Here is a 23813-nt window from a genome sequence, read left to right on the forward strand (position 1 = left end):
ACGCTCCGATCAAAAACACCCTCGCAGCATTCAGCGAGGGCGTGTTCTTTGTAAGAGCGCGTTACGCCTTGCGTTGTTCTTCACTGTGCAACGCATCCGGTAAGAGGTGTGGCGAAACGCCTGAACCCTTTTCACGTTCTACTATACTGATTTAGTTACTGGTGTCCGCAATCACCGCCGCCGGTCGCGGCGCGAGCTCATCGGCTGGAACGCCACGCCCACATGCGCTTCGCAATAGGGCTTGCCTGCCTCAACCGGCAGGCCGCAGAACCAGAAATCCTCGGTCGCGGGGTCGCCGACGGGCCATTTGCAGGTTTTCTCGGTCAGTTCCATCAGCGTCAGTTTCTTTGCCTTTTTCTCGACCTCGTTGACCTTGGCCAGCGCCTCAGGGCTGATCTCATTGGCCGAAGGCTGCGGCGGCAGGGGCTGCCCGGCCGGGATGATCTGACGGCGGGCGGGCACGGCAGGCTTGGCTTCGGCCGCCGGAGCAGGCGCAGGACGCGCGGGTTCGGTCTTGGGCGCGGGTTTGGGCTTGGCCTCGGCCTTTGGTGCTGGTGCCGGTTTTTCCTTGGGCTCGGCCTTGGCCGGGGTCGCGCCGGTTGCGCGGTTCGACAGGCCCAGACGGTGGACCTTGCCGATCACCGCGTTGCGGGTCACGCCGCCCAGTTCCTTGGCGATCTGGCTGGCCGATTGGCCCTCGCCCCACATCTTTTTCAGCAGCTCTACACGCTCGTCAGTCCAGGACATCATTTGCCTTTCAAAAGCGGAAAGCGGCCCCGGATTCGGGCCGCCTTGGGAAATCGTCTCGGTCCCTATTTTAATCACTGTGTGCCGAGTTACAAGCGGTTCTCGAATCAGTCGCTGTGTGACGGTGCCGCGCTTCGCGCCAGACCAGAATCAGCCCCCCGGTCAGGATGATCGCAGAGCCGATCATGCTGATCCCATCCGGGATCACGCCGAATACGGCAAAGTCGTAAAACGCGGCAAAGACCAGCGTGGCATAGCTGATGGGCGCCACAAAAGACGCATCAGCGCGCGCCATTCCGTTCACAAAGCACGCCTGCGCGCAGGCCATCAGCAGGCCGATCCCCGCCAGCGCCGCCCATTGCTGGGGGGTGGGCCACTGATACACAAAACTCACCGCGACCGAGGCGATGGTCAGCCCCATTGCATTATTGATCAAAAGGATCTGAATCGGGATTTCGCGGCCAGCGAGTTTCTTGATGAAGATCAGCTCCATCCCGATCACGGCGGCAGCAGTCAGAGCCAGAAGCGCCGCGGGCTGGAAGCTTTCAGGTGTTGGGCGCAGCAGAACAAGCGCCCCGGCCAGAGCGACCGCGGCGGCCAGCCACCGCCATGGGCCAACGCCCTCTTTCAGCAAGGGGATGGCCAGAACCATGGCAAAGACCGGGTTCAAAAAGGAAATTGCGGTCGCGTCGGCGATCGGGATGAAGGCAACCGAGGCGAACATCAACGTGATGCCCAGCCATCCGAAGCTGGTTCGTCCCACGTGAAGGCCCCAGTGCGGGCGGCCAAGGCGGGGGCGCAGAATGGCCACCGCGCTGACGATCACCAGAAATGCGAACAGAAAACGGCCATGGCTGATCTGCAACGGGTGCAGAGCCGGGCCCAGCACATCTGTTCCCAACGCCTTGGCCAGCAGGGTGGTTCCAGCAAGCAAGGCGCTTGCCCCAAGGATCAACAGGGCCGCAAGCGGCGGGTTCTGGCGCGTAGGTGTCATATGCCAGCGGTGCGCCAGTGCGGGGCAAATGGCAAGCGGCAAATGTGCGGCTCCTGAAGGAAATCAGACTGTCCCGGACAATTCGGGGTTTTCAGATGAGTCGCGTACGGCTATACGACCCGCCATGATCAAACACGCACATATCCTGCGACTCCGACGCCGACGCATTGCTGCGTAATCGGCCCGTTTGATCCTGTGTGCGCAGAGAATCAGCGCACTTCCCACCAAATCAGTTGACTAACATGGCCTTCGTGTATCACTCACGAGGCTCAATTTATCGAAAAGGATGATCCGATGATCCCGTCCGTTCTGCCGACCTATAACCGCGCGCCTCTGACATTCGTGAAAGGCGAAGGTGCCTGGCTGACCGAGGCGGATGGCCGACGTTTTCTGGACCTCGGCGCCGGGATCGCGGTCAACGCATTGGGCCACGCTCATCCGGCGCTGGTGAACGCGCTGACCGAGCAGGCGCATGCGCTATGGCATGTCTCGAACCTCTATCACATCCCGCAGCAGCAGGCGCTGGCCGACAAGCTGGTCGAGCATACCTTTGCCGACACGGTATTTTTCACCAATTCCGGCACCGAATCCTGCGAGTTGGCCGTGAAAATGGCGCGCAAGTATTTCTATGACAAGGATCAGCCAGAGCGGGTCGAGATCATCACGTTTGACGGCTCGTTCCACGGCCGGTCCTCGGCCGGGATCGCAGCGGCAGGGTCTGAGAAAATGACCAAAGGGTTCGGCCCGCTGCTCCCCGGTTTTGTGCATGTCGCCTTTGGCGATCTCGACGGCGTCACACATGCCATCACCGAGAAGACCGCCGCGATCCTGATCGAACCGGTTCAGGGCGAGGGCGGCATTCGCCCGGTTCCCGACGCCGATCTAAAGGCGTTGCGCCAGATCTGCGACGACAACGGCCTTCTCTTGATTTTGGACGAAGTTCAATGCGGTGTTGGCCGGACCGGGAAACTGTTCGCGCATGAATGGGCCGGGATTACCCCGGACATCATGATGGTTGCCAAGGGCATCGGCGGCGGGTTCCCGCTTGGCGCAGTTCTGGCCACCGAAAACGCGGCCAGCGGTATGACAGCGGGAACACATGGTTCCACCTATGGCGGCAACCCCCTGGGCTGTGCCGTGGGCTGCGCCGTGATCGACCAGATTGCGACGCCCGCGTTTCTGGAAGGTGTAAACCGCAAGGCGGGCTTGCTGCGACAAAAGCTGGAAGGCTTGATCGCCGACCACCCCGATGTGTTCGAAGAGGTGCGCGGCACCGGCTTGATGTTGGGTCTGAAATGCAAGCCGACCAATATCGACGTCGTCAATGCGGGGTATGACAACGAAGTCATCACCGTCCCCGCCGCCGAAAACGTGATCCGCCTGCTGCCGCCGCTGACCCTGACCGAGGACGACATCGCGCAGGCCGTTATCCGCCTGGAGAAAGCCGCGCAACAGGTCCAGGCCAATCTGACCACCGCCTGATCCTTCTTCTGTTCAGAAATACTTCGGGGGTGTGGGGGCTGGCCCCTACCCGCCGCCAAACAAAAGCGACAAGATATGAACCACTTCCTTGATATCCACAAAACCGACGCCGCCGACCTGCGGAACATGATTGATCAGGCCAGTGCGATGAAGCAGGCCCGTCTCGGGCGGCCCAAAGCCGCCCATGATGACGACCAACCGCTGGCTGGTCGCATGGTTGCGCTGATCTTTGAAAAGCCCTCGACCCGAACGCGGGTGTCTTTTGACGTCGGCGTGCGTCAGATGGGCGGTGAGACAATGCTGCTGTCCGGCAAAGACATGCAGCTTGGCCATGGCGAGACGATCGCTGACACGGCCCGTGTCCTGTCGCGCTATGTCGACTTGATCATGATCCGGACGTTCGATGAAACCATCCTGACCGAGATGGCGGAATACTCGGACGTGCCCGTGATCAACGGCCTGACCGACCGCACCCATCCCTGTCAGATCATGGCCGATGTTCTGACGTTTGAGGAACACCGTGGCCCCATTGCGGGCAAAAAAGTGGTCTGGACCGGCGATGGCAACAACGTCTGTGCTTCGTTCCTGCACGCGGCCGGTCAGTTTGGATTCAACCTGACCTTCACCGGCCCCGCGCAGTTCGACCCGGAAGAAGAGTTCATGGGGTTTGCGCGTCAGAAGGGATCGCAAATCGTGGTCGAGCGCGACCCGTTCAAGGCGGTCGAGGGCGCGGACCTCGTGGTAGCCGATACCTGGGTTTCGATGCACGATTCCCAATCGGCCAAGGAACGGCGCCACAACCTGCTGCGGCCCTATCAGGTCAATGAAGAGTTGATGTCGCACGCAAAGCCAGACGCGCTGTTCATGCACTGCCTGCCAGCACACCGCGAAGAAGAGGCAACATCCGAGGTCATGGATGGTCCGAACTCGGTTATCTTCGACGAGGCGGAAAACCGTCTGCATGCGCAAAAGGCGGTCATGCGCTGGTGCCTGGGCGTTTAACGCCTGCGTATGTCCCATACTCGAAGCTTGGCGAGCGTCCGCACGCTCGCCACCAAGATCAGAAGGCAAAGCGCGGTCTTGGACATAACTTCCATCGTGCCTTCGATCAGCATGGCATGAACAACGCTGCCGGTGATCGTGATGGTAGCCAACCCCGCGTGCCCAAGTCTCCAGACGCGAAACCGAAGATGTAGGCGCTGCCGCAGCAAACCCAGAAGGGCTGCGGCGAAAACAGCCCACATTGCCGCGACGCCCCACGCTGAAAACGGGGTGGGTGATACAAACAGCAGGGCATCTAACATGTCAGGGGGGCTGGTGATCCACAATCCGGCCACGTGAATGACAAGGGCTCCCACCAGGGCAAGGCCGCATCTTCGGTGCCATCGGCGGCTTTGCATGGATGACAGCCCAGGCAGCCACCGGCCTGCCAGCATTGGTTGAAGCAATAGCAAACTCAGGCTGATTATCCCGGCAAACCCAGCCGCGATGTAAACGGGGCTTCGCCACGCCAGATAGGGGCTCGTTGCGGCCGCAAGGATGGGGACCAGCAAGACAACCGTTAGCGTGGTCCAGACTGCAACGGATCGCGTCACGTGTCAGGCAGGTTGCAATACGAAATGAGCGGCCAAGGTCTTATCCCTTGCGCTTGCCATAACCGGACGCAGGAACACGGTTTCGAATTCACCGCTATCATAGGCCAGGTGGCCGTGCGGCTGACCAAAGGCGGGTACGATTTGGGGCATTTCCAGCCGGAACTCTCCTTTTTCATCGGTCAAGGTCCCGCCGTGGCTGTGGGGGTCGCGCTCATGCCCTTCGGTGGTATGAGCCCAGACCTGAATACGTTGACCGGGCAGGGGGGCACCGTCCCCCGCGCGCCGGACTGTTCCAGACATCCAGAACCCGCCGTCGCCAATGCGCTGCACAATCGGTGCGCCGGGCCGATAATTGTTGGCCCCTCCCCGCATTGACGGGGTGGGAGCAAGGCCATTGGCGCGGGCGGGTAACAGCAGGCCGGATGTTAATACAGCTCCGCCTGCAGCAATTAAAGAGCGTCGAGTGAGTGAAACACGGGTCATGGGCCCCTCGCTTTCAAAGCCATTTCGTGTGCCCGCATTCCGCCGGGCGCCGCTGCCATGACAGACTAGCACGAACAAACGATATTTCGAGCCAACAGAGGGAATTGTGAATTGTTTTGACGGCCCGCCCGCCGGGTGCGATCCTTTGTACACGCCCCTTCTGTCGGAAGGCCCTCGCCCATGACCCAGTCCGAGCACGTTTCAGCCGCAGACATCGCAGCGTTCCAGCGGGACGGAGCAGTCGTCTTACGTTCAAAATTCTCTGCGTCTTGGCTGCAGACACTGCGCGACGGGATCGACGCTGACCTGACAGCACCTACCGGAAATTTTACCCGCCACACGAAAGACCCGGATGCGCCGGGGTACTTCGAAGATTTTTGGGCGTGGAACAAAATCCCACAATTTACGGATTTCGTATTCAACTCGCCCTGCGCCCCGCTTGCGGCGCAACTGATGGGCGCGCCGTCAATCAATCTGGTCATGGATAACTGGTTTCTACGTGAAGCCGGGTCGATGTCGCGCCCTCCATTTCATCAGGACCTGTCCTATTTCGATTTCGAGGGAACGATGTGTGTCCTGTGGCTTCCTTTGGAACCAGTGAGCAAGCAGAATGGCATCGCCTTTGTGAAAGGGTCGCATTTGTGGGACAAGCTGTTCATGCGGGTGCGTTTCGCGGATGGGCATCCCAGTTATGAACCGACCGAGGTGGCCGGCCTTACCTATCACCCGCCACCAGACGTCAATGCAAATCCCGATGCCTTTGACCTGCTGCAATGGGATATGGAGCTTGGGGATTGTATCTTTTTCGATATGCGAACCCTGCACGGGGGGCTTTCGTCCGTCACGCCGACAGAAACGGTGCGGCGGTTTACGCTGCGGATGACAGCCCCGGACGGGGTTATTCGGTATCGAGGGGACTGGGCCAAGGAAGAACGCGCGCAATTCGAAGCGGCAGGGTATCGCGATGGTGATCGGCTAGACGGCGCGTTCTTTCCCCGGCTTTGGCCGCGACCCACCGGCGAATAAGGATAGGTCGGGAAAGTTCCGCACGAAATATGTGCAATTTTGCAAGTTTATTCCGTAAATATCGCCCTATATCCTGCATTAATGAACGAAAAATTCTGTGATGACAGGAGGTGCAGGAATGAGCTGGAACCCTACACACAACCCAGAATGTGTATCCGAGAATTCGGCACTTGAAACGCTGATCATACCACGCGCTCGCGATCTGGGAGGGTTCGAAGTACGGCGTGCGCTGCCGTCGGTCAAACGGCAGCTTGTCGGGCCGTTTATCTTCTTTGATCAGATGGGCCCGGCCGAATTCATCACGGACGGTGGCATTGATGTGCGCCCACATCCCCATATCGGTTTGGGAACCGTCACCTATCTGTATCAGGGTGAATTTGAGCATCGCGACAGCCTTGGCACCCATCAGATGATCTATCCCGGTGAGGTCAATTGGATGGTTGCAGGCCGCGGAGTGACCCATTCCGAACGAACCAGCGAAGAAACGCGTGGCAAAAGGCACAGCTTGTTCGGAATCCAGACCTGGATCGCGCTGCCCGAAGCGCATGAGGACATGGCGCCCGATTTTGAACATCACAAACAGGGCGCGCTGCCTCATATCCAGGACAATGGCGTCAGCGCCAGATTGATCCTCGGCTCGGCCTATGGTGAGACCAGCCCCGTTACGATGCTGTCCGAGACGTTTTACCTCGATGTTCAGTTGGATCCGGGTGCCTCGTTTCCCTTGCCAGATGATCATGAGGATCGTGGTGTCTACATAACCCAAGGCTCTGTCGAGATTGCGGGTGACGCGTTCGAGCAAGGCCGGATGATGGTCTTCCGTCCCGGTGATCGCCTGTCCGTCAAGGCCGGGCCGACGGGTGCGCGCTTGATGCTTCTGGGGGGCGCGACGCTGAATGAGGACCGGTATATATGGTGGAATTTCGTGTCGTCCTCGAAAGAAAAGATTGAGGAAGCGACCCTCGAGTGGAAAACGGCTGACTGGGCAAACGGGGCTTTTCACCTGCCGCCCGGAGATGATCAGGACTTCATTCCTATCTCGGAAGAACTGGCGCGTACCCGCCCTCGGTTGGCGCGCTGACCGAACGTCAAGGGGTCTTGTCCGCGTTCTGAATCCCGGCAATCCTTGCGCCGAGACGGAGGATGCCATGAAAATCGTGATTGCGGGCGCGGGCAGTATTGGGTGTTACTGCGGGGCTTTATTGGCGGATGCCGGACATGACGTGACCTTGTTGGGGCGCGCTTATGTTCTTGATCCAATCCGTGCGCAGGGGCTGACGGTTACCGATTTCGCGGACCTGAATCGTCGCGTGCCCGCCGCGAAACTGACCCTGACCCAAACGGCAGATGGGATGGAAAACGCGGATCTGGTGATCGTGACCGTCAAAACCGGCGCAACGGCAGATATGGCGGCGCAGATTGCGAAACATGCGCCTAAAGCGGCCCCGGTTCTGTCGTGGCAAAACGGGATGGAAAACGTCCGAACCCTGCGTGCCGCCTTGCCGGATTATGACGTGCGGGCTGGGATGGTGCCGTTCAACGTCGTCCCCTCCGGTGCCGGCAGTTTCCACCGCGCCACATCCGGCGAGATCGTAATCCAAAGTGGTCCGGGTGCGTTGGGGCGGCGTCTGAGCAGCAGTGACATGCCCGTGGTCGAGAGCGACGACATTGACGCCGTTCAGTGGGGTAAACTGGTTATCAATCTCAACAATGCCCTGAACGCACTTTCCGGGCTGACGCTGAAACAGCAACTTCTGGATCGAAGCTGGCGTCGCCTGATGGCCGATCAAATGACCGAGGCGCTGGCTGTTTTGAAGGCGAGCGGACATCCTGTCGCCTCGACCACGCCGTTGCCAGCCTGGATGACACCTCATATTTTACGTTTGCCGACGCCCTTGTTTTCAAGAATTGCGGCCCGGATGGTCAGCATTGACCCCTCGGCGCGGACATCCATGGCCTATGATCTGCTGGCCGGACGAACGACGGAAATCGACAGCCTGCAGGGTGAGATTATTCGGCTGGGTGAGGTCAGCGGTGTCCCAACACCAATCTGCAGACGGGTGCGGGCCTTGATCGAACAGAAACCGGAAACGGCCATGAGTCCTGACCGGATCGCGTCCTAGCCTTACTGAAAGGCCGTCAGAATCCAGAAAATCACTGCTGACATTGTTGCGGCGGCGGGCACGGTGATGACCCACGCGGCCACGATCGTCATGAAATGGGATCGCCGCACCAGCTTGCGCCTTTTCTGTTCCTCGCGAGCCAGACGGCGTTCAGGTGGCCGCTGGTGGTTCGAGTTCTTCCGCCGGCGGTCCGAGTGCCATTCGCGGTAAAACCCGACCCCGAAGACCGCGCCAACCGCAATATGGGTGGAGCTGACTGGCAAACCCAGCCAACTGGCCACAATCACCGTGATTGCTGCTGACAAGGCGACACAGAAGGCGCGCATCGGGTTCAGCTTGGTGATCTGGCTGCCGACCATGCGGATCAGCTTGGGGCCAAACAGGAACAGGCCAAAGGAAATGCCAAAGGCCCCGATCACCATCACCCAGCTTGGGATCGTCACTTTGGACGCAAAGTCACCGAACTCGGCCGCATGGACGATGGCGGCCAAGGGGCCAACAGCATTGGCCACATCGTTTGCTCCGTGGGCGAAGCTGAGGAATGTGGCAGAGATGACCAGAGGCAACCCAAAAAGCGTCTTGAGAGACTTTGTGCGGTTTTCCAACCCTTCGGACTTGCGGCGTACCCAAGGGACCGTGGCAGCCCAGGCCAATACACCTGCGGCCAAGCCGATCAGCAGAGCGATTTCAAGGTCTACCTTGACGATCCGCTTTAGGCCTTTGACTGTCAGATACGTCGCAAACGCGCCTGCCATAACCGCGACCAGAATGGGAACCCAGCGCCGAGCGGCTGCAATCTTGTCGTCCTGATACTGGATTTTTGCCTTGATCAGCGCCAGAAATCCGGCTGCAATAACACCGCCCAACACAGGTGAGATCACCCAGCTTGCGGCGATCGCACTCATCGTGCCCCAGCTAACAGCGCTGAGACCTGCGGCCGCGATACCCGCGCCCATTACACCGCCCACGACTGAGTGGGTGGTGGATACCGGTGCGCCGACCCACGTCGCCAGATTGACCCACATCGCCGAGGAAATCAGCGCCGCCATCATCGCCCAGATGAACACGTTGATGTTTTGAACCGATGCCGGGTCGATAATGCCCTTGGAGATCGTCGAGACCACATCGCCACCTGCGAGCAAAGCCCCGGCGCTTTCGGCGATGGCGGCGATCACAATCGCGCCTCCCATCGTCAGCGCGTTGGCGCCGACGGCAGGACCCATGTTGTTGGCAACGTCATTGGCGCCGATATTGATCGCCATGTAAGCCCCGAAAGCCGCTGCCGCGACGACGATCAACCCTCCGTCGGCCTGACCAAACAAAACTGCGGCTGTCAGTCCGGCCACAGCGATAAATGCCAGCGCGATACCGGGGGCAAGCAAGGGGCGCGCGACGTGTACATTCGCAGATTCAAAGCGTGAAATGCGGTGCAAGTCGCTGTCCAGAGCCTGCCAGCGTGTTTTGGTGTTCGAATTCGGCATGGGTTTCATCGGTTTTCTGGATTTGACGCACGCCGCTAAACGGTTTCGCCCTTGCGGGCAACCGTCCTGTCATCAAATTGTAGAGATTTTGTTACAATTGACGCAGCAATTCACTGAGCTCAGGCTCCCAAACGCGGTCTGCGGCTGTCTGGGGCGAGACCCACTCGCGCGTGCGCTGACCGGCTTCGGGAAAGTCATCTGCCAGTTCCTGAACGTCGATCCGGAATACGCTCGTCAAAACTGGCAGAGCCGATCCGTCTTTGAGAATTTTGTCGTATGTGTAATGCCCGATAGGGCTGCGGCCAAGCTGTGCGGGGCGCACTCCGGCCTCTTCCCATGCTTCTTGCCGGGCCGTTTCAGCGCCGTCCAAACCATCCATGGGCCAGCCCTTGGGGATAACCCAACGACCTGTATCCCGGCTGGTGATCAGCAGAACCTCAGGCCCATCTTGCGTTTCCCTCAGGCACAGGGCGGCGAACTGCACCCCGCGGGGGCGCAGGAACAAAGGTCTGGCGACCTCCTCCCAGATATTTCGCAGCCATTTTGTCAAAACGGGCTCTTTCAAAAGGGTGAAACGAGTGCGGGTGTGACATAACAACGGAATGGAATATCTTCAATGCACCTATCTTGGCGCAAGGTTATCGTCGCTCTGCCCGCAGTCGACGCGATGGCATTTCTGATGGGGCAGGTGGTTCTCTGCCAAAGCCTATTCTAGCTGCGCCGTTTTGCCCGCAATGTCGGGTCGGCCTGCGTTGGGTCTTCGGGCCAGGGGTGTTTGGGGTATTGCGCGCGCATGTCCTTGCGCACATCGGCATAAGACCCGGCCCAAAACCCCGGCAGATCCCGCGTAATCTGTATCGGTCGCTGCGCCGGAGACAGCAGGGTGATCTTCAATGCCTCACCCCCGACAATCGGGTGACGCGTGACGCCAAACAATTCCTGCAGACGCACTGAAATTTCAGGAACCGCGCCGCCATAGTCGATGGGAACCTTGCGCCCGAGCGGGGTTTCGAAAGAACCGGGCGCGCGGCGATCCAGTTCCTGCGTCTGCCCCCAGTCCAGACGAGAGCGAAGCGCGGGCAGCAGGTCGAACCGCTTCCAGTCTTCAGCATTGCGCACACCCCCAAGCATGGGCAGCAACCAGTCTTCCACCGTCTCTATCAGACCTTGGGCCGAGAAGTCCGGAAGGTCGACGCCCTCGGCCCGAACCAGTTCCACGCGTGCCGCGAGACGCGCGGCGGCCCCGGTCAGGACCAAGCCGAGGTCCCGCACGCCGTCCAGCATGGCGTGGGCGATGGCGTCGTTTGGGACGTCTTTCCATATCCGGTCATCCAGAGTGATCGCGCCAAACCGCTCTTGCCGCCGGGCGATGACGCGCCGGTCGCGTTTCGACCATTCACATGTTTCGACCCAGTCGATCTGATCCGAAAACAAGTCGCGGATTTCCCGCTCGGAAATCTGGGCGGCCATGCGCACGCGCGCTTCGCGCGGGTTTCCATCGGTGTCGGTGACCACAAGGTAAGGGGCTGCTGCCAGCGTATCCGCGCTGTCCAGCACAACGCCTTTGCCACCGGACAGAACATAGCGTGGAACGTCGCCCTTGCGTCGCTGTCCGATCCTGTCGGGATAGGCAAGCGCGGCCATGGACGCCGGGCTTAGGTCCGAATGACTGCCCCGGTTGCGCAACCGCTTGGCCTCGGTCTTGATCCGGTCTACCGCGCCTAAGTTCACTTGCCAGACCCGATTGCGCTGAAAGGCCCGTGTGTCTTGCAACGCCTCAAGCCGCAACAGAATATCTGCCGGAGCCCCCTTGAGCGGGTCCCGTTCTGCCATCAGCGCCGCCAGAACTGCGGCATCTGGCCCGGCCTGCACCAGCATGTGTCCAAGGCGTGGATGCAAAGGCAGCGCCGCCAATGAACGTCCATGATCGGTCATACGGCCCTTGCTGTCGAGCGCGCCAAGCATCTGCAGCAAGTTTCGCGCCTCGGCCATCGTGCCGTCTGGTGGAGAGGTCAGAAAGGCCAGATCGCCGGGCTCGGCACCCCATAGGGCCAGTTCCAGGGCCAGTCCGGTCAGGTCGGCCGCTTCGATCTCGGCCGGAGGGTAGGCGGCCAGCGCGCCTTCTTCGCCTTTGGACCAAAGGCGATAGCAAACGCCTTCGGCCACGCGCCCGGCGCGGCCAGCGCGTTGCGTCGCCTCGGCGCGTGTGACGCGTTCCGTCACCAGGCGGGACATGCCCGAACCCGGATCGAACCTTGCCCGCCGCGCCTGTCCCATATCCACGACCACCCGAATATCGGGTATAGTCAGCGAGGTTTCGGCAATCGACGTGGCCAAGACGACCTTGCGGCCACTATCATTCGGAGAAATCGCCTTGCGTTGGTCCGCGAAAGGCATTGAGCCAAAAAGCGGCCGGATCGCGCAATCTTTGGGTAAGCGCCGGGTCAACGCCGCCTCAGCGCGGCGGATTTCACCTTCGCCGGGCAGGAACACCAACATTCCCCCTTCGGTTTCCCGTTCGGCCTGAACGACCAGATCGACCAAGGCGTCCAGCCGTCGCGCCTGTGTCCCCATCGGCTGGTTAAGCCAACGCGTCTCTACCGGAAAGCTGCGGCCTTCGGACGTGACCAGCGGGGCGTTCATCAGGCGTCCAACCGGTTCGGCATCCAATGTCGCGGACATGGCTATAAGGATCAGGTCATCCCTAAGCGCCCCCGTCACTTCAAGACACAGGGCAAGTCCCAGATCCGCGTTCAGAGACCTTTCGTGAAATTCATCGAAGATAACCGCGCCCACACCCGGAAGATCGGGTTCGGATTGCAGCATACGCGTCAGAATCCCTTCGGTCACGACCTCGATCCGGGTGGCCTTGGATACTTTTGTCTCGCCACGCACGCGGTATCCGACCGTTTCGCCAGTGCGCTGACCAAGCGTTTCGGCCATGCGTTCAGCCGCTGCGCGCGCGGCTAGTCTGCGTGGCTCAAGCATGACAATCCGACCGTCACACAGCCCGGCATCCAGTATCGCCAACGGCACCCGCGTGGTCTTGCCCGCACCCGGTGGCGCCTGCAACACGGCGCGACCCGAGGCTTTCAAAGCCTCGATAAGATCGGGAATGGCGTCGTCGATGGGCAGGCGTGTCATGCTGGCTTTATCCGCGAATGGCCCGGCAACGTCCAGTTCCCCTGTCGGCCCTTGGCCTGAGTTGTGCGACGGCACGTTGGACGCGGCACCCGCGGACGTCCGGCAGAGGATCGGAGGCAACACCCGGACGCGAATAGGTTGCCGTGGGTGTATTTCTCGATCCCAATGGTCTGGACAAACACCCCTTTGGGGCGGCAAGTAGACCTGCCGCAAAAGATCGGGGTCAAAATGGACATAGACGGCCTGGCAGACAGGATTTTGAACGGAGACCGGCGTGCTTTGGCCCGTGCCATTACGCTGGTTGAAAGTGGCCGCGCCGATCACCGGGCGCAGGCGACAGAGTTGCTGGCGCAGTTGGCGGGGTCGGAACGGCAGGCCCTGCGGATCGGACTGTCGGGGACGCCGGGGGTAGGCAAATCCACCTTTATCGAGAGCTTCGGCATGATGCTGATCAGCCAGGGGCTTCGCGTGGCGGTTCTGGCCGTCGATCCCAGTTCTGCCCGCTCTGGCGGATCAATTCTGGGCGACAAGACCCGAATGGAACGCCTGAGCCGCGAGCGCGCCGCCTTTATCCGCCCCTCGCCCAGTCAGTCTCATCTGGGCGGTGTCGCACGCCGCACCCGTGAGGCGATCGCATTGTGCGAAGCGGCCGGGTTTGACGTTGTGCTGATTGAAACCGTGGGCGTGGGGCAATCGGAAACCGTTGTGTCCGAACTGTCCGACCTGTTCCTGCTGCTGCTCGCGCCTGCGGGTGGAGATGAGTTGCAGGGCGTCAAGCGCGGCATCATGGAAATGGCGGATATGATCCTGGTGAACAAGGCGGATGGTGACCTCAAAGCCACGGCCACCCGAACTTGCGCCGATTACGCCGGTGCCTTGCGCCTGCTACGCAAACGCCCTCAGGACCCCGAAGGTTTTCCCAAGGCCATGACGGTTTCTGCGGTTGAGGAGCATGGGCTAGAGGACGCGTGGACCGAAATTCAGTCCCTGACCCAATGGCGTCGCGACTCGGGTCATTGGGAGAGGAACAGGGCGGTGCAGGCGCAGTATTGGTTCGAGCAGGAAGTGCGCTCGGCGCTTCTGTCGCGGCTGGCAACAGCGCAGGCGCGGGCCGAGATGGAGCGTCTGAGCGCCGAAGTTTCGCAAGGCCGCATAAGCCCTGCGGCGGCGGCAGAACAGATGCTGACAACCTTGGCCTGAAGGGGTAACAGGTAAAGTCAAAGAATTCTGCTGGCCCGTCTTGACCCTTCCGGCGATTCCCACTACACGCATCCAACCAGTTTTCGGGCGCGACTTCGGGTTGCGCCCCTTGTGATTTGGCCGAGGGCAGTATGCCCGGCCTCCAGAAACAAAGGAAGAAACCATGTCGCGCCGTTGCGAACTGACCGGAAAAGGCCCGATGACTGGCAACAATGTCAGCCACGCCAAAAACAGAACTCGTCGTCGTTTTCTGCCCAACCTGAACGACGTTACCCTGCAGTCCGAGACCCTGGGTCGTGGCGTCAAGCTGCGCATTTCGGCGGCTGCTCTGCGCTCGGTTGACCACCGTGGTGGTCTGGACGCGTTCCTGGCCAAAGCCAAGGACGAAGAACTGTCCGCGAACGCACTGAAAGTGAAAAAGGAAATCGCCAAGGCGCAAGCTTCGGCCTAATCCTTTTTGACTGCGAATTTTTGGCCCTGGACCCAAGTGGTGCAGGGCCTTTTCTTTTGCGCGGGCTAAAGATGTTTGTGAATTCTGCACAATCGGCCCCTGAAACGTAACTTTGTTCACATACACCTGACTCTGATCGGAATATGTTTAGGCATATTAATCTGGCGGAGTTTGCCCTCATGTCTTTCAAATCTTTTGATTCTTTCTCAGTTTTGGCCGCATTTTTCGGCAAGACCTTTGGGACATGCTTTCGGATGCAACGTCAGGTGAACCGGCTGCATACGAGTCTGACCAAAGGCGCAGTCAAACGGCCGGAAATGGATAGCTGACACATTCCTCAGACCCCCAGGCTTCAAGCGCCTGAATGCGCTTGAAGCCGGAATTGTCTCTGGCCTATACCTTGGGCAGAATGAAGCCTGCTCTGATCAGAAGTCTGCCCTTTGCTTTGTCACTGCTCGTCATTTTGACGGGGCAGAGTTTTGCAGTTTCTCGCGGGATGAACGCTGCAGTCGGGCACATGGTGCTTTGCACCGGGAATGGCCCAGTGGTTGTCTATGTCGATGCCGAAGGGCAACCGACGCGGGCCCCGCATTTCTGCCCTGATTACGCTTTGACAGTGCTGGGCGCTGTTTCTGTGGCAGAAACCGCGATACCCGACGCGCCAAAGCAACCGCTGCCGGCGTTGAAACGTGATTTGGGTGACCTCATCTCTCGGGAAGTTGCCTCACAACCGGCGCGCGCGCCCCCGGTTTTGTCTTGATACGATTTTCCAATTTATCAAGAACTCAAATCAGGAGAGGCGCTATGTCTTTCACATTCAAAATGCTGGCCACTGTTGCCGCAGCAACCCTGACAACCGCTGCCTGGGCGCAGGATAGCATCACCGTCGAGGACGCCTATGCGCGCTCGTCGGGGAAATCTGCAAAGGCGGGTGCGGCCTTCATGATGATTCAAAACGCGGGTGAGACCGACGACCGGTTGATCGCGGTCGAATCGGATGTTGCGGCACGGGTCGAGCTTCACACTCATCAGGTTGATGCCAACGGCGTGGCCAAGATGATTCATGTCGAAGAAGGGTTCGTCATCCCGGCGGGTGAAACTCATATGCTGAAGCGTGGCGGGGATCACGTCATGTTCATGGGAATTTCCGCCCCGTTCGAACAGGGCGCAACCGTGCCGGTCACGCTGGTTTTCGAAAAGGCCGGTGAGATCGTGGTCGACATTCCTGTCGATCTGGAGCGTAAGGGCAGCCACGGGTCACACACCAACTAATACGCCTGTCTTCGGGCCGCGATGCGGCCGTCATCCATGCGTCAGGCCGGGTACATCCCGGCCTGTTTGCGTTGCACCTCAGCGGTTTACAACCCGCATTGCGATGCGGTCATGGGCCCGTTTGAAGCGCGCGGCGAGAAAGAACATGACGACCGAGAAGGCCAGTGCCGAGAACGCGATCGCCCAACCCAGCGCGACCATCCCGCTGCCGGGCCAGAACAGCAGCACAAGCCCGATAACCAGCGCCACAATCCCCGAGTTGCGCACCGTGGCTGCATCCGGGTTCTGGTCGGGCATTTGGCGCCAGGCCATCAGCGAACCCACCCCAACGATCAACGCCCATGCGCCCAGCAGGAAGAAGGTCAGGCGGGCGACACCTTCGGGCCAGATCAGCAGTATGAGGCCGATCAGAAGGGCACCAATTCCAACGCCCCCGATCAGGCCGCGGCGTCCGAAGCCCAGTAAAGTCAGGCCGCCGTCGAAAACCAGTAATAGCCCGACCAGCCTGAGCAAAAGCGCGATGCTGCCCGTCGGCCAGAACAACGCTGCGATACCCAATACTCCGGCCAGAATGCCGCGCAGCAGGAAGGTCCACCACAGGTCTGCCAGTTGATCGCCAAGTGCGTCGCGGCCATCCGGTCCCTGATCGTCCAGAATTTCGCCTTGTTGGGTATTGGGATCGGTCATGAGAGCCCCTTCGAGAATGGTTACACCTTAAATCATAACGATAATTCGGGCTTCTGTCTGCCGGTTATCGCTGCCCCAGTAGCTCGTCCACCCATCGCGGTACGGTTTCGGATGCCGGGCCAAGGATCACATCATCGAAGCTGGACGCCCCGCTCGATGGCTCAAGGTTCAGTTCAAAGGTGCGTGCACCGGACATGGCCGCTTCGTGTACGAAAGCGGCGGCGGGGTAGACTTGGCCCGATGTGCCGATAGATGCAAAGATCGAAGCCCCGGCCAGGTGGTCGTAAATCGTGTCCATGTGGTAGGGCATTTCACCGAACCATACCACGTCCGGCCGGGCGGAGGGGGCAGCGCAGGCGGGGCAGGGTTCGCCCACGGACATCTCTGGCGGCGCGGTCCAGCGATGGCCGCACGCAGCACAGAGCGCGCCGGCGAGAATACCATGCATGTGGATTACGTTTTGGGCGCCACCCGCCTCGTGCAGGCCGTCGACGTTCTGGGTCACGATTACAACCTCTCCGGGCCAGTCTTGCTGCAGGCGTGCAAGCGCGCGGTGAGCTAGGTTCGGTTCCGCTTTTGCCGCCTGCACGCGTCGAGCATTGTAGAACCCCTGTACCAGCGCGGGATCGCGGGCAAACCCTTCGGGCGTCGCCACGTCTTCGATCCGGTGCTGGGACCACAAGCCCCCTTCGTCACGAAACGTGCCCAGTCCACTTTCCGCGGAAATCCCGGCTCCAGTCAGAATGACGATCTTTTCCATCGTTGCCCTTCGCGCTACACCTTGGCTCATGACCCACCGTATCCTGTTTGTCTGCCTGGGCAATATCTGCCGTTCCCCTGCCGCCGAGGGCGTTTTTCGGGCGCGCGCGCCGGACCATGCCAGCGACAGTGCAGGGACGGCTGGTTGGCATGTGGGAAATCCACCTTACGGCCCGATGCAAGAGGCGGCCCATGCGCGCGGGATCGCACTAGCCGATCTGCGCGCCCGGCAGTTTGCAGCCTAGGATTTCCACAGGTTCGACCTGATCATCGGTATGGACGCGAATAACATTTCGGATATCGAGGGTCTGCGACCGGCGGGAAATGAAACGCCCGTGCGTCTGCTAACTGATTTCGCACCTCACTTGGAGGCCGATCATGTGCCCGACCCGTATTACACCCGCGATTTCGATGGCGCATTGGATTTGATTGAGGCCGCGGTTGATGGTCTGACTGAGTACCTGAGACGTTAACCCATGACCTTCAATCGATCGCTGAGCCACGGAAGTTGCTCTAGGGTTGGATCGACGATCTGCGTGCGCATGAGGCGGCGCATCATGCCTGCAACCTCTTGCGGAACCTGATCGGACCAGTCGGTGCGGGTGAACAGCGAGATCATGCGGGCGTATTCCCCAAACGGTGCTGGGTGCGCCTCGAGCCCGTCGTGGAAACGTGCTGCACGCATGTAGCCCAGCGGAGTCGTTATCGCCCAGCCCAGCCCACGCGCGACCATCGCCATCAGAGCAAGGTGAGATCCGATTTCAAACCGTTCCTCAAATTCAAGCTGCTGTCGGGACAGATGCGCTTCGATCTGACGGCTTATCAACTGTTCCCGCGCATAGCGCAAAAAGGGCAGGTCCTGCATCGCGTTCGCGGCCCCTTTGGGTGTTACCAGAATGAATGGGTCCTGAACCAACGGGTATTCGACAACGCCTTCAAGCACCTCGCCGGAATGGGCCGATACTGCCATGTGCAGGCGTTGGGCTTCGAGGTCCGCGAACAGGTCAAGGCTGGGCAGCGTGATCAGCTTGAATTTTGACCGGGTCAGGCTGTCGGCCAGCAGCGTGGCCAACCGCGGCGTCAGGTCATTGTCGAAATCGTCGATCAGCCCAATGGACAACGTGGTCAGATGGCCAAGATCCATCACGGTCAGTTCGCTCTGGGCCATTTGAAGTTCGGCCAGAACCGCCTCGGTTCGGGTCAGGAAACTGCGCCCGGCCTGCGTCAGCCGCATCGGGCGGCGCCCATGGTCCACCAGTTCGGTGCCCAAGGCATTTTCAAGATTGCGCAATTGCTGACTGACCGATGGCTGGCTGAGCCCTGTGATCTCGGCAGCCTGCGCCACCGACCCTGTCCGCGCCAACGCTTCGAACACTTCGAGGCCGCGCAGGGTAAGCCCTTTCATAACCATAAATTACACCTTTCGCTGCGCCTTTTCTGGGGCGCAGGGCGGATCAGGTCAAGGCGTAGGGCTGGCTTAGCTGCAAATCGCCTGAGCCATTTGACCAAAGGCCCGATACCTGTCCCACAGGGCATCATCCCGCGCAGTCTGAGACATCTTTAGCTCTTGCGCTTGGTGGGGGTCGGTGAACCACTTGGCGACGGTTTTCTGGTCGCTGCGTGTCAGGGCCTGATTAGCCACGCGCTGAATGCAACTGCACCGGTCTCGCGTGGCAGCCGAACGGTCGGACGCCAGACATGCCTGTTTGATCTGAGCCGCATCTGCCACCGGAGCCACCGCCGTCAGCGACGCAGCGCATATTGCGATTAAGAGGAACTGTTTCATGCTCGAGCCTCGTTTTTGCCTGCCCGGAGAGATCTGACGCCTCTCTCGGTCTGGGCGGGAGTATGAATCAAAGTGGATTCGGGATCAATTGGGTGGCTCGAAAAAGTGAATGTATACTCATGAAACGCCACAATGCCCCAACTACTCTGCCTTCGTTTGCATGTAATGAGCCAGATCGACCATGTTCTTGCGGATGATGCCCCCATGAAAGGCCTTTGCTTCTTCTGAGAGGCCGCCACGTTGAATGGGATTGAATAGGTCGCCAGTTTCAACACAAGAAACCAGTTCTTCAAACAAAAGGAAATTTTGTTCTGAGGTCTCTCCGTCTTCCCCCAATTGAAGGCCTGTCGAATAAGTAACATACGCAGCCTCAATGAGCTTCATTCGCGCCGTGTTCGCCTGCTTCTCAAGCACTGCATTACTTTCAGGGGTCTCGGGATGAAGTGAATCCCAGAACTTCGGAAATCGCTTTGCGACTTGGTTGGACGTTGTCATGCAGTCCCTTTCCTCAACAACGACTCCTAGGTCAGGCAAAAGAATCGGGCAGTCGGGACCAAGTTCTATGCATGATCGGAAGAACAGCTCACGGCTCTTTTGATCGCTTGGCTTGCTAAGGACAGCGATTTTCAACACTTCGGCGGCAGCTTCTGGTCGGCCAAGGGCAAGCCTCATTCTTCCCAGTTCCTGCGGCATCCAATACCTTCTGGGGTCTTCCGAAGCTGGATAAGCTGCCATGAGTTGGGACTAGTACTCGTCCGCTTCTTCAAAACGCTTAAGCTTGGTGAGGAGACGGAATTTTCTGTTCGCGCTGTATCTCATAGTCGGTTCTAGCGCCAAGGATTGTTCCACAGCTTCCAACGCCGCTAGATCTTCGTCGAGCCCATCAAGCGCGAAGCTTTTGCCTTGCCAAGCTTGAAAGTCTTTTGGGTTCAGTTCGATAGCCCGATTAAAATCAACCAATGCTTCAGCGGACTCATCTAACCGATACAGGGCGTATCCACGACGCACATGAAAGGCAGCGAGCATTTTTGACGAGGAAACTCCGGCATTGATCAGTTCCGTGCAGACATCAATTATCAAGTTCGGGTCCTGCTTGCGGTTCATGCAGGATTCTGTCGCTGGGTCGCTTTTAGTGACCAGTGAACTCTCAGGTCTTTCGCGCGTTATCCAGTCAACGGTAAAAACAATAGCGATAAGGGCGACCAAACGTATGAGAAGCCGAGACTTACCTAGTTTCAACTCTAGAAATCCTATTAATAGCTCTGTTGTCGAGACCGCCTCGTGGTCAACAATAGAGGCCGAATTCACTTTATGGAAGAGTGTGCTGCGCCGACTTCTCGTCAAGAGTGATTTCGGTCAATTGGCACGATTGGCTCCACCAAACTGTGTTGGTCTGGTCCACTTTGGCGCGGCGAAGTTTATCTTGGGTTGGTCTTAGCTGAATCTAGGTTCGCGGAGGGGCTGCTTTCGTGTACTTTCATCCATTGACCAAACCTTAAAATCTCTACATATCCCCAACCCATGACAGACCTCGCTCATATCCGCAATTTCTCCATCGTCGCGCATATCGACCATGGCAAATCCACCCTTGCTGACCGGCTCATCCAAGAGACCGGAACGGTCAAGGATCGCGACATGAAGGAACAGCTGCTCGACAGCATGGATATCGAGCGGGAACGCGGCATTACCATCAAGGCCAACACCGTCCGCATCGACTATACCGCCGACAATGGCGAGGCATATGTGCTGAACCTTATCGACACCCCCGGTCACGTGGACTTTGCCTATGAGGTCAGCCGGTCCATGCGCGCGGTTGAGGGCTCTCTGCTGGTCGTGGACTCGACCCAGGGGGTCGAGGCGCAGACGCTGGCGAATGTCTATCAGGCCATCGACGCCGATCATGAGATTGTGCCGGTGCTGAACAAGATCGACTTGCCCGCCTCCGATTGTGACCGCGTGGCCGAACAGATCGAGGATGTGATCGGCATCGACGCGACCGACGCCATTCAGGTCAGCGCCAAGACGGGGCAGGGCATCCACGAGACGCTCGAGGCCATCGTCAGCCATTTGCCCGCACCGCAGGGCAATCTGGACGCGCCGCTCAAGGCGATGCTGGTGGATTCGTGGTACGACGCCTATCTGGGCGTCATCGTTCTGGTCCGCATCATGGATGGCACGCTGAAAAAGGGCATGCGGGTCAAGTTCATGTCGAACGGCACCCTGCACCATGTGGACCGCGTCGGTGTCTTCCGCCCCGAGATGGAGATGGTGGACTCGCTTGGTCCCGGTGAGATCGGGTTCCTCACCGCTTCGATCAAACAGGTCCGCGACACCCGTGTCGGTGATACCATCACCAATGACCGCAACGGCACCGAGGACGCGCTGGACGGGTTCAAACCCGCGCAGCCGGTGGTGTTCTGTGGCCTCTTCCCCGTGGACTCGGCCGAATTCGAAGACCTGCGCGATGCGATCGACAAGCTGGCGCTGAACGACGCCTCGTTCAGCTTTGAGATGGAAACCTCGGCCGCGCTGGGCTTTGGCTTCCGCTGCGGCTTCCTCGGCCTTCTGCACCTTGAGGTCATCCGCGACCGGATCGAACGCGAATATGATATCGAGCTGATCACCACCGCGCCGTCGGTGATCTATCACGTCTATATGAAAGACGGCGAGATGATCGAGCTGCACAACCCCGCCGACATGCCCGACCCGTCCAAGGTCGACCATATCGAGGAACCGCGCATCAAGGCGACCATTCTGGTGCCTGACGAATATTTAGGCGACGTGCTGAAACTCTGCCAGGACCGCCGCGGTATCCAGCTGGACCTGACCTATGCCGGTTCCCGCGCGATGGTTGTGTATGACCTTCCCCTCAACGAAGTTGTGTTCGATTTCTATGATCGCCTGAAATCGGTAACAAAAGGTTACGCGTCGTTTGACTACCAGATGACCGGCTATACCGAGGATAATCTGGTCAAGATGTCGGTGCTGGTGAATGACGAACCGGTCGATGCGTTGTCGACCATGGTTCACCGCGACCGGGCCGAGATGCGGGGTCGCGCGATGTGCGAAAAGCTCAAAGACCTGATACCGCGCCACATGTTCAAAATCCCGATCCAGGCCGCCATCGGAGGCAAGGTCATCGCCCGCGAGACTCTCTCGGCCCTGCGCAAGGATGTGACGGCGAAGTGTTACGGAGGCGACGCCACGCGGAAACGCAAGCTGCTGGACAAGCAGAAGGCGGGGAAAAAGAAGATGCGTCAGTTCGGGAAAGTGGATATCCCGCAGGAGGCGTTTATTTCAGCGTTGAAGATGGACAGTTAGCGGCAAATGAATGAGTGCAAATAGCAATCAGCATTTTGTCCCTCAGTTTTACTTAAGGAGGTTTTCCAAGGACGGTTCGTCTTTAAACCTTGCGTTAAAAAACAGTAGGAGAACGCTGTCGGGAGCGCCGATTAGAGGGCAGTGCTCCAAGAGAAAGTTCTATGGGGAAAAGCCTCATCTTGATGATTTTCTGAGGTTTCTAGAAAGCAGCGTATCCAATTTTTTGGGTCTATTTGCTGGCGAGGTACCGAAACGCCTTCCTGATCACGAAGATATCGAGCATCTCCTATGCTTTATCACAACTCAGCTACATCGCACACCTCGTGCTGGCGAAGTTGGAGACGCAATTGACCGAGAGTTCGATAAGATTGTGAGGCGAGGGTCACCCGATGGTAGCGGGTTGCCAGATCATTTGCGGGCGGATCCTCTGGACCACTTGAGCATGTGCCGCATAGCCGTCAAGATTTATCCAGCTTTGGTTGATATGATGTTGGTTCGGATTCGCGCTCCGAAGGGATCCGAGTTCGTAACCTCGGATAGTCCAGTGATTTTGGCGAACAAAGCTGGTGAACAGAAGCGAGTTCCCCATGCTGTTGGTCTGGGAAATTCGGGATTGCTCATAATATACCCGATTAGTCCGGAGTACTGCTTGTTGTTTTACGATGGCGGTGTCTACAAGACAAAACACGACAATGCTCTAACCGTGTTCGCCAATCTAAGCGATGTTTGAAAGATAAATCGATTGCAATACATAAATTGCATGAGCGCAGTCTATTTCAAGAACGAGACCGCAGCCCTCGTTGACGCTTCTATGAATTACTTTTTAGAGGCACCTAACCATAGGATTGAGCTGTCAGAATTTGTTCTAGAAGAAGAAAGCGAGAGGCGAACTCGGTATAGACGTTTCCGCGAAGGAATAGATGAAGGGCACGGGAAAGGGGGAGTGATTGGGCTTCACAATAAGCCGATTGAGGCAAAGCTCTCCACCTCATTTCTGTCTTACCGATCAAGACCAAAATACGAAGATTCTGGAACTGCTGCTGGATACCTAAGAAATAGAAAACTATTGGACTGCGCGGAAGAATATTCTGAATTGCTGGTCGCAGGAAAGGTGAAGCCATTCACGTTCCACAAGTTTTATGCGAACTCAGCCCGAAAATGACACAATTCCATATCCAATTAACTCCATCCCTAAGTAGCGCATGGCATGTGGAGCATACGTTTCGATTGTAGTTGAGTTACAATTTGTGAAGTCAAAATGT

At 58.7% G+C, this 23813-nt stretch carries 24 protein-coding genes and 1 pseudogene; 12 read left to right on the forward strand and 13 right to left on the reverse strand.

What is annotated here, in order from left to right:
- Window positions 1-171: 171 nt before the first annotated feature.
- Both ACR0MS_RS01015 and ACR0MS_RS01020 read right to left on the reverse strand, forming a co-directional pair.
- A complete protein-coding gene (locus ACR0MS_RS01015; protein ID WP_170377923.1) occupies window positions 172-747 on the reverse strand; it encodes a GcrA family cell cycle regulator in 576 nt (191 codons plus the stop codon).
- A gap of 70 nt (window positions 748-817) precedes the next feature.
- A complete protein-coding gene (locus ACR0MS_RS01020; protein WP_480568589.1) occupies window positions 818-1741 on the reverse strand; it encodes a DMT family transporter in 924 nt (307 codons plus the stop codon).
- Window positions 1742-2035: 294 nt separating this feature from the next.
- Between ACR0MS_RS01020 and ACR0MS_RS01025 the strand changes: the two genes are divergently transcribed.
- Both ACR0MS_RS01025 and argF read left to right on the forward strand, forming a co-directional pair.
- On the forward strand, window positions 2036-3223 hold the full coding sequence (locus ACR0MS_RS01025; protein WP_480567997.1) for an acetylornithine transaminase: 1188 nt from the start codon (window positions 2036-2038) through the stop codon (window positions 3221-3223).
- A 75-nt stretch (window positions 3224-3298) separates the two neighbouring features.
- Window positions 3299-4225, forward strand: coding sequence for an ornithine carbamoyltransferase (gene argF, locus ACR0MS_RS01030; RefSeq protein ID WP_480567999.1), 927 nt, complete (start codon window positions 3299-3301; stop codon window positions 4223-4225).
- Here the strand turns inward: argF and ACR0MS_RS01035 are convergent.
- Both ACR0MS_RS01035 and ACR0MS_RS01040 read right to left on the reverse strand, forming a co-directional pair.
- Entirely contained in the window at window positions 4222-4818 is a 597-nt protein-coding gene (locus ACR0MS_RS01035) for a ferric reductase-like transmembrane domain-containing protein (RefSeq protein ID WP_480568001.1), read from the reverse strand. The genes argF and ACR0MS_RS01035 overlap by 4 nt on opposite strands.
- A 3-nt stretch (window positions 4819-4821) precedes the next feature.
- A complete protein-coding gene (locus ACR0MS_RS01040; RefSeq protein WP_480568003.1) occupies window positions 4822-5301 on the reverse strand; it encodes a twin-arginine translocation pathway signal in 480 nt (159 codons plus the stop codon).
- A 180-nt stretch (window positions 5302-5481) separates the two neighbouring features.
- Here ACR0MS_RS01040 and ACR0MS_RS01045 point away from each other — a divergent pair, with 180 nt between their 5' ends.
- The 3 genes from ACR0MS_RS01045 (at window position 5482) to ACR0MS_RS01055 (ending at window position 8450) form a co-directional block, all read left to right on the forward strand.
- Window positions 5482-6327: a phytanoyl-CoA dioxygenase family protein gene (locus tag ACR0MS_RS01045; protein ID WP_480568005.1), complete on the forward strand. Its 846-nt coding sequence runs from the start codon at window positions 5482-5484 to the stop codon at window positions 6325-6327.
- A gap of 118 nt (window positions 6328-6445) precedes the next feature.
- Window positions 6446-7408, forward strand: coding sequence for a pirin family protein (locus tag ACR0MS_RS01050; RefSeq protein ID WP_480568007.1), 963 nt, complete (start codon window positions 6446-6448; stop codon window positions 7406-7408).
- Between the two features lie 67 nt (window positions 7409-7475).
- A complete protein-coding gene (locus ACR0MS_RS01055; protein ID WP_480568009.1) occupies window positions 7476-8450 on the forward strand; it encodes a 2-dehydropantoate 2-reductase in 975 nt (324 codons plus the stop codon).
- Window positions 8451-8452: 2 nt separating this feature from the next.
- Here ACR0MS_RS01055 and ACR0MS_RS01060 read toward each other — a convergent pair whose 3' ends face one another.
- From ACR0MS_RS01060 to hrpB, 3 genes are all read right to left on the reverse strand, one after another.
- Window positions 8453-9931, reverse strand: coding sequence for an inorganic phosphate transporter (locus ACR0MS_RS01060; protein ID WP_480568011.1), 1479 nt, complete (start codon window positions 9929-9931; stop codon window positions 8453-8455).
- Between the two features lie 91 nt (window positions 9932-10022).
- Window positions 10023-10481 (reverse strand): NUDIX hydrolase, encoded by a 459-nt coding sequence (locus ACR0MS_RS01065; RefSeq protein WP_480568013.1) that lies wholly within the window; start codon window positions 10479-10481, stop codon window positions 10023-10025.
- 161 nt (window positions 10482-10642) lie between these two features.
- Window positions 10643-13075, reverse strand: coding sequence for an ATP-dependent helicase HrpB (gene hrpB / locus ACR0MS_RS01070; RefSeq protein ID WP_480568015.1), 2433 nt, complete (start codon window positions 13073-13075; stop codon window positions 10643-10645).
- A 228-nt stretch (window positions 13076-13303) separates the two neighbouring features.
- Here hrpB and meaB point away from each other — a divergent pair, with 228 nt between their 5' ends.
- From meaB to ACR0MS_RS01090, 4 genes are all read left to right on the forward strand, one after another.
- A complete protein-coding gene (gene meaB / locus ACR0MS_RS01075; RefSeq protein WP_480568017.1) occupies window positions 13304-14275 on the forward strand; it encodes a methylmalonyl Co-A mutase-associated GTPase MeaB in 972 nt (323 codons plus the stop codon).
- Between the two features lie 163 nt (window positions 14276-14438).
- Entirely contained in the window at window positions 14439-14726 is a 288-nt protein-coding gene (gene rpmB, locus ACR0MS_RS01080) for a 50S ribosomal protein L28 (RefSeq protein ID WP_039532366.1), read from the forward strand.
- A gap of 364 nt (window positions 14727-15090) precedes the next feature.
- The gene (locus ACR0MS_RS01085; protein WP_480568019.1) at window positions 15091-15486 is read left to right on the forward strand and encodes a hypothetical protein; all 396 of its coding nucleotides are present in this window, start codon (window positions 15091-15093) and stop codon (window positions 15484-15486) included.
- 44 nt (window positions 15487-15530) lie between these two features.
- Entirely contained in the window at window positions 15531-15998 is a 468-nt protein-coding gene (locus ACR0MS_RS01090) for a copper chaperone PCu(A)C (RefSeq protein WP_480568021.1), read from the forward strand.
- A 78-nt stretch (window positions 15999-16076) separates the two neighbouring features.
- On the opposite strand, the gene ACR0MS_RS01095 is transcribed toward ACR0MS_RS01090, so the two are convergent.
- Together ACR0MS_RS01095 and ACR0MS_RS01100 are read right to left on the reverse strand one after the other, a co-directional pair.
- Window positions 16077-16685 (reverse strand): DUF308 domain-containing protein, encoded by a 609-nt coding sequence (locus ACR0MS_RS01095; RefSeq protein ID WP_170484635.1) that lies wholly within the window; start codon window positions 16683-16685, stop codon window positions 16077-16079.
- A 64-nt stretch (window positions 16686-16749) separates the two neighbouring features.
- Entirely contained in the window at window positions 16750-17445 is a 696-nt protein-coding gene (locus tag ACR0MS_RS01100) for an NAD-dependent deacylase (RefSeq protein WP_480568592.1), read from the reverse strand.
- A gap of 28 nt (window positions 17446-17473) precedes the next feature.
- On the opposite strand from ACR0MS_RS01100, the pseudogene ACR0MS_RS01105 reads away from it, so the two are divergent.
- Window positions 17474-17917 (forward strand): annotated as a pseudogene (locus ACR0MS_RS01105) (low molecular weight protein-tyrosine-phosphatase).
- On the opposite strand, the gene ACR0MS_RS01110 reads toward ACR0MS_RS01105, so the two are convergent.
- From ACR0MS_RS01110 to ACR0MS_RS01125, 4 genes are all read right to left on the reverse strand, one after another.
- Window positions 17914-18855, reverse strand: coding sequence for a LysR family transcriptional regulator (locus tag ACR0MS_RS01110; protein WP_480568023.1), 942 nt, complete (start codon window positions 18853-18855; stop codon window positions 17914-17916). The pseudogene ACR0MS_RS01105 and the gene ACR0MS_RS01110 overlap by 4 nt on opposite strands.
- Before the next feature lie 66 nt (window positions 18856-18921).
- Complete coding sequence (locus ACR0MS_RS01115) at window positions 18922-19230, reverse strand: hypothetical protein (protein ID WP_480568025.1); 309 nt, start codon at window positions 19228-19230, stop codon at window positions 18922-18924.
- Window positions 19231-19371: 141 nt separating this feature from the next.
- Complete coding sequence (locus ACR0MS_RS01120) at window positions 19372-19923, reverse strand: hypothetical protein (protein WP_480568027.1); 552 nt, start codon at window positions 19921-19923, stop codon at window positions 19372-19374.
- Between the two features lie 51 nt (window positions 19924-19974).
- Window positions 19975-20334, reverse strand: coding sequence for a tetratricopeptide repeat protein (locus tag ACR0MS_RS01125; RefSeq protein ID WP_480568029.1), 360 nt, complete (start codon window positions 20332-20334; stop codon window positions 19975-19977).
- A 417-nt stretch (window positions 20335-20751) separates the two neighbouring features.
- Between ACR0MS_RS01125 and lepA the strand changes: the two genes are divergently transcribed.
- Both lepA and ACR0MS_RS01135 read left to right on the forward strand, forming a co-directional pair.
- Window positions 20752-22551 carry a translation elongation factor 4 gene (gene lepA, locus ACR0MS_RS01130; RefSeq protein ID WP_480568031.1) on the forward strand — a complete coding sequence of 600 codons (1800 nt, stop codon included), beginning with the start codon at window positions 20752-20754 and terminating at the stop codon, window positions 22549-22551.
- A gap of 10 nt (window positions 22552-22561) precedes the next feature.
- Window positions 22562-23281, forward strand: coding sequence for a DUF4238 domain-containing protein (locus ACR0MS_RS01135; protein ID WP_480568033.1), 720 nt, complete (start codon window positions 22562-22564; stop codon window positions 23279-23281).
- Window positions 23282-23813: the final 532 nt, after the last annotated feature.

It is taken from the genome of Ruegeria sp. CJ2 (assembly GCF_056536745.1).

Bases quoted from the DNA above. Each gene is read 5' to 3' on its own strand.
- ACR0MS_RS01015 (WP_170377923.1), bottom strand. From the start codon at position 747: ATGTCCTGGACTGACGAGCGTGTAGAGCTGCTGAAAAAGATGTGGGGC.
- ACR0MS_RS01020 (WP_480568589.1), bottom strand. From the start codon at position 1,741: ATGACACCTACGCGCCAGAACCCGCCGCTTGCGGCCCTGTTGATCCTT.
- ACR0MS_RS01025 (WP_480567997.1), top strand. From the start codon at position 2,036: ATGATCCCGTCCGTTCTGCCGACCTATAACCGCGCGCCTCTGACATTC.
- argF (WP_480567999.1), top strand. From the start codon at position 3,299: ATGAACCACTTCCTTGATATCCACAAAACCGACGCCGCCGACCTGCGG.
- ACR0MS_RS01040 (WP_480568003.1), bottom strand. From the start codon at position 5,301: ATGACCCGTGTTTCACTCACTCGACGCTCTTTAATTGCTGCAGGCGGA.
- ACR0MS_RS01045 (WP_480568005.1), top strand. From the start codon at position 5,482: ATGACCCAGTCCGAGCACGTTTCAGCCGCAGACATCGCAGCGTTCCAG.
- ACR0MS_RS01050 (WP_480568007.1), top strand. From the start codon at position 6,446: ATGAGCTGGAACCCTACACACAACCCAGAATGTGTATCCGAGAATTCG.
- ACR0MS_RS01055 (WP_480568009.1), top strand. From the start codon at position 7,476: ATGAAAATCGTGATTGCGGGCGCGGGCAGTATTGGGTGTTACTGCGGG.
- ACR0MS_RS01060 (WP_480568011.1), bottom strand. From the start codon at position 9,931: ATGCCGAATTCGAACACCAAAACACGCTGGCAGGCTCTGGACAGCGAC.
- hrpB (WP_480568015.1), bottom strand. From the start codon at position 13,075: ATGACACGCCTGCCCATCGACGACGCCATTCCCGATCTTATCGAGGCT.
- meaB (WP_480568017.1), top strand. From the start codon at position 13,304: ATGGACATAGACGGCCTGGCAGACAGGATTTTGAACGGAGACCGGCGT.
- rpmB (WP_039532366.1), top strand. From the start codon at position 14,439: ATGTCGCGCCGTTGCGAACTGACCGGAAAAGGCCCGATGACTGGCAAC.
- ACR0MS_RS01085 (WP_480568019.1), top strand. From the start codon at position 15,091: ATGCGCTTGAAGCCGGAATTGTCTCTGGCCTATACCTTGGGCAGAATG.
- ACR0MS_RS01090 (WP_480568021.1), top strand. From the start codon at position 15,531: ATGTCTTTCACATTCAAAATGCTGGCCACTGTTGCCGCAGCAACCCTG.
- ACR0MS_RS01095 (WP_170484635.1), bottom strand. From the start codon at position 16,685: ATGACCGATCCCAATACCCAACAAGGCGAAATTCTGGACGATCAGGGA.
- ACR0MS_RS01100 (WP_480568592.1), bottom strand. From the start codon at position 17,445: ATGGAAAAGATCGTCATTCTGACTGGAGCCGGGATTTCCGCGGAAAGT.
- ACR0MS_RS01110 (WP_480568023.1), bottom strand. From the start codon at position 18,855: ATGGTTATGAAAGGGCTTACCCTGCGCGGCCTCGAAGTGTTCGAAGCG.
- ACR0MS_RS01115 (WP_480568025.1), bottom strand. From the start codon at position 19,230: ATGAAACAGTTCCTCTTAATCGCAATATGCGCTGCGTCGCTGACGGCG.
- ACR0MS_RS01120 (WP_480568027.1), bottom strand. From the start codon at position 19,923: ATGCCGCAGGAACTGGGAAGAATGAGGCTTGCCCTTGGCCGACCAGAA.
- ACR0MS_RS01125 (WP_480568029.1), bottom strand. From the start codon at position 20,334: ATGAACCGCAAGCAGGACCCGAACTTGATAATTGATGTCTGCACGGAA.
- lepA (WP_480568031.1), top strand. From the start codon at position 20,752: ATGACAGACCTCGCTCATATCCGCAATTTCTCCATCGTCGCGCATATC.
- ACR0MS_RS01135 (WP_480568033.1), top strand. From the start codon at position 22,562: ATGAGTGCAAATAGCAATCAGCATTTTGTCCCTCAGTTTTACTTAAGG.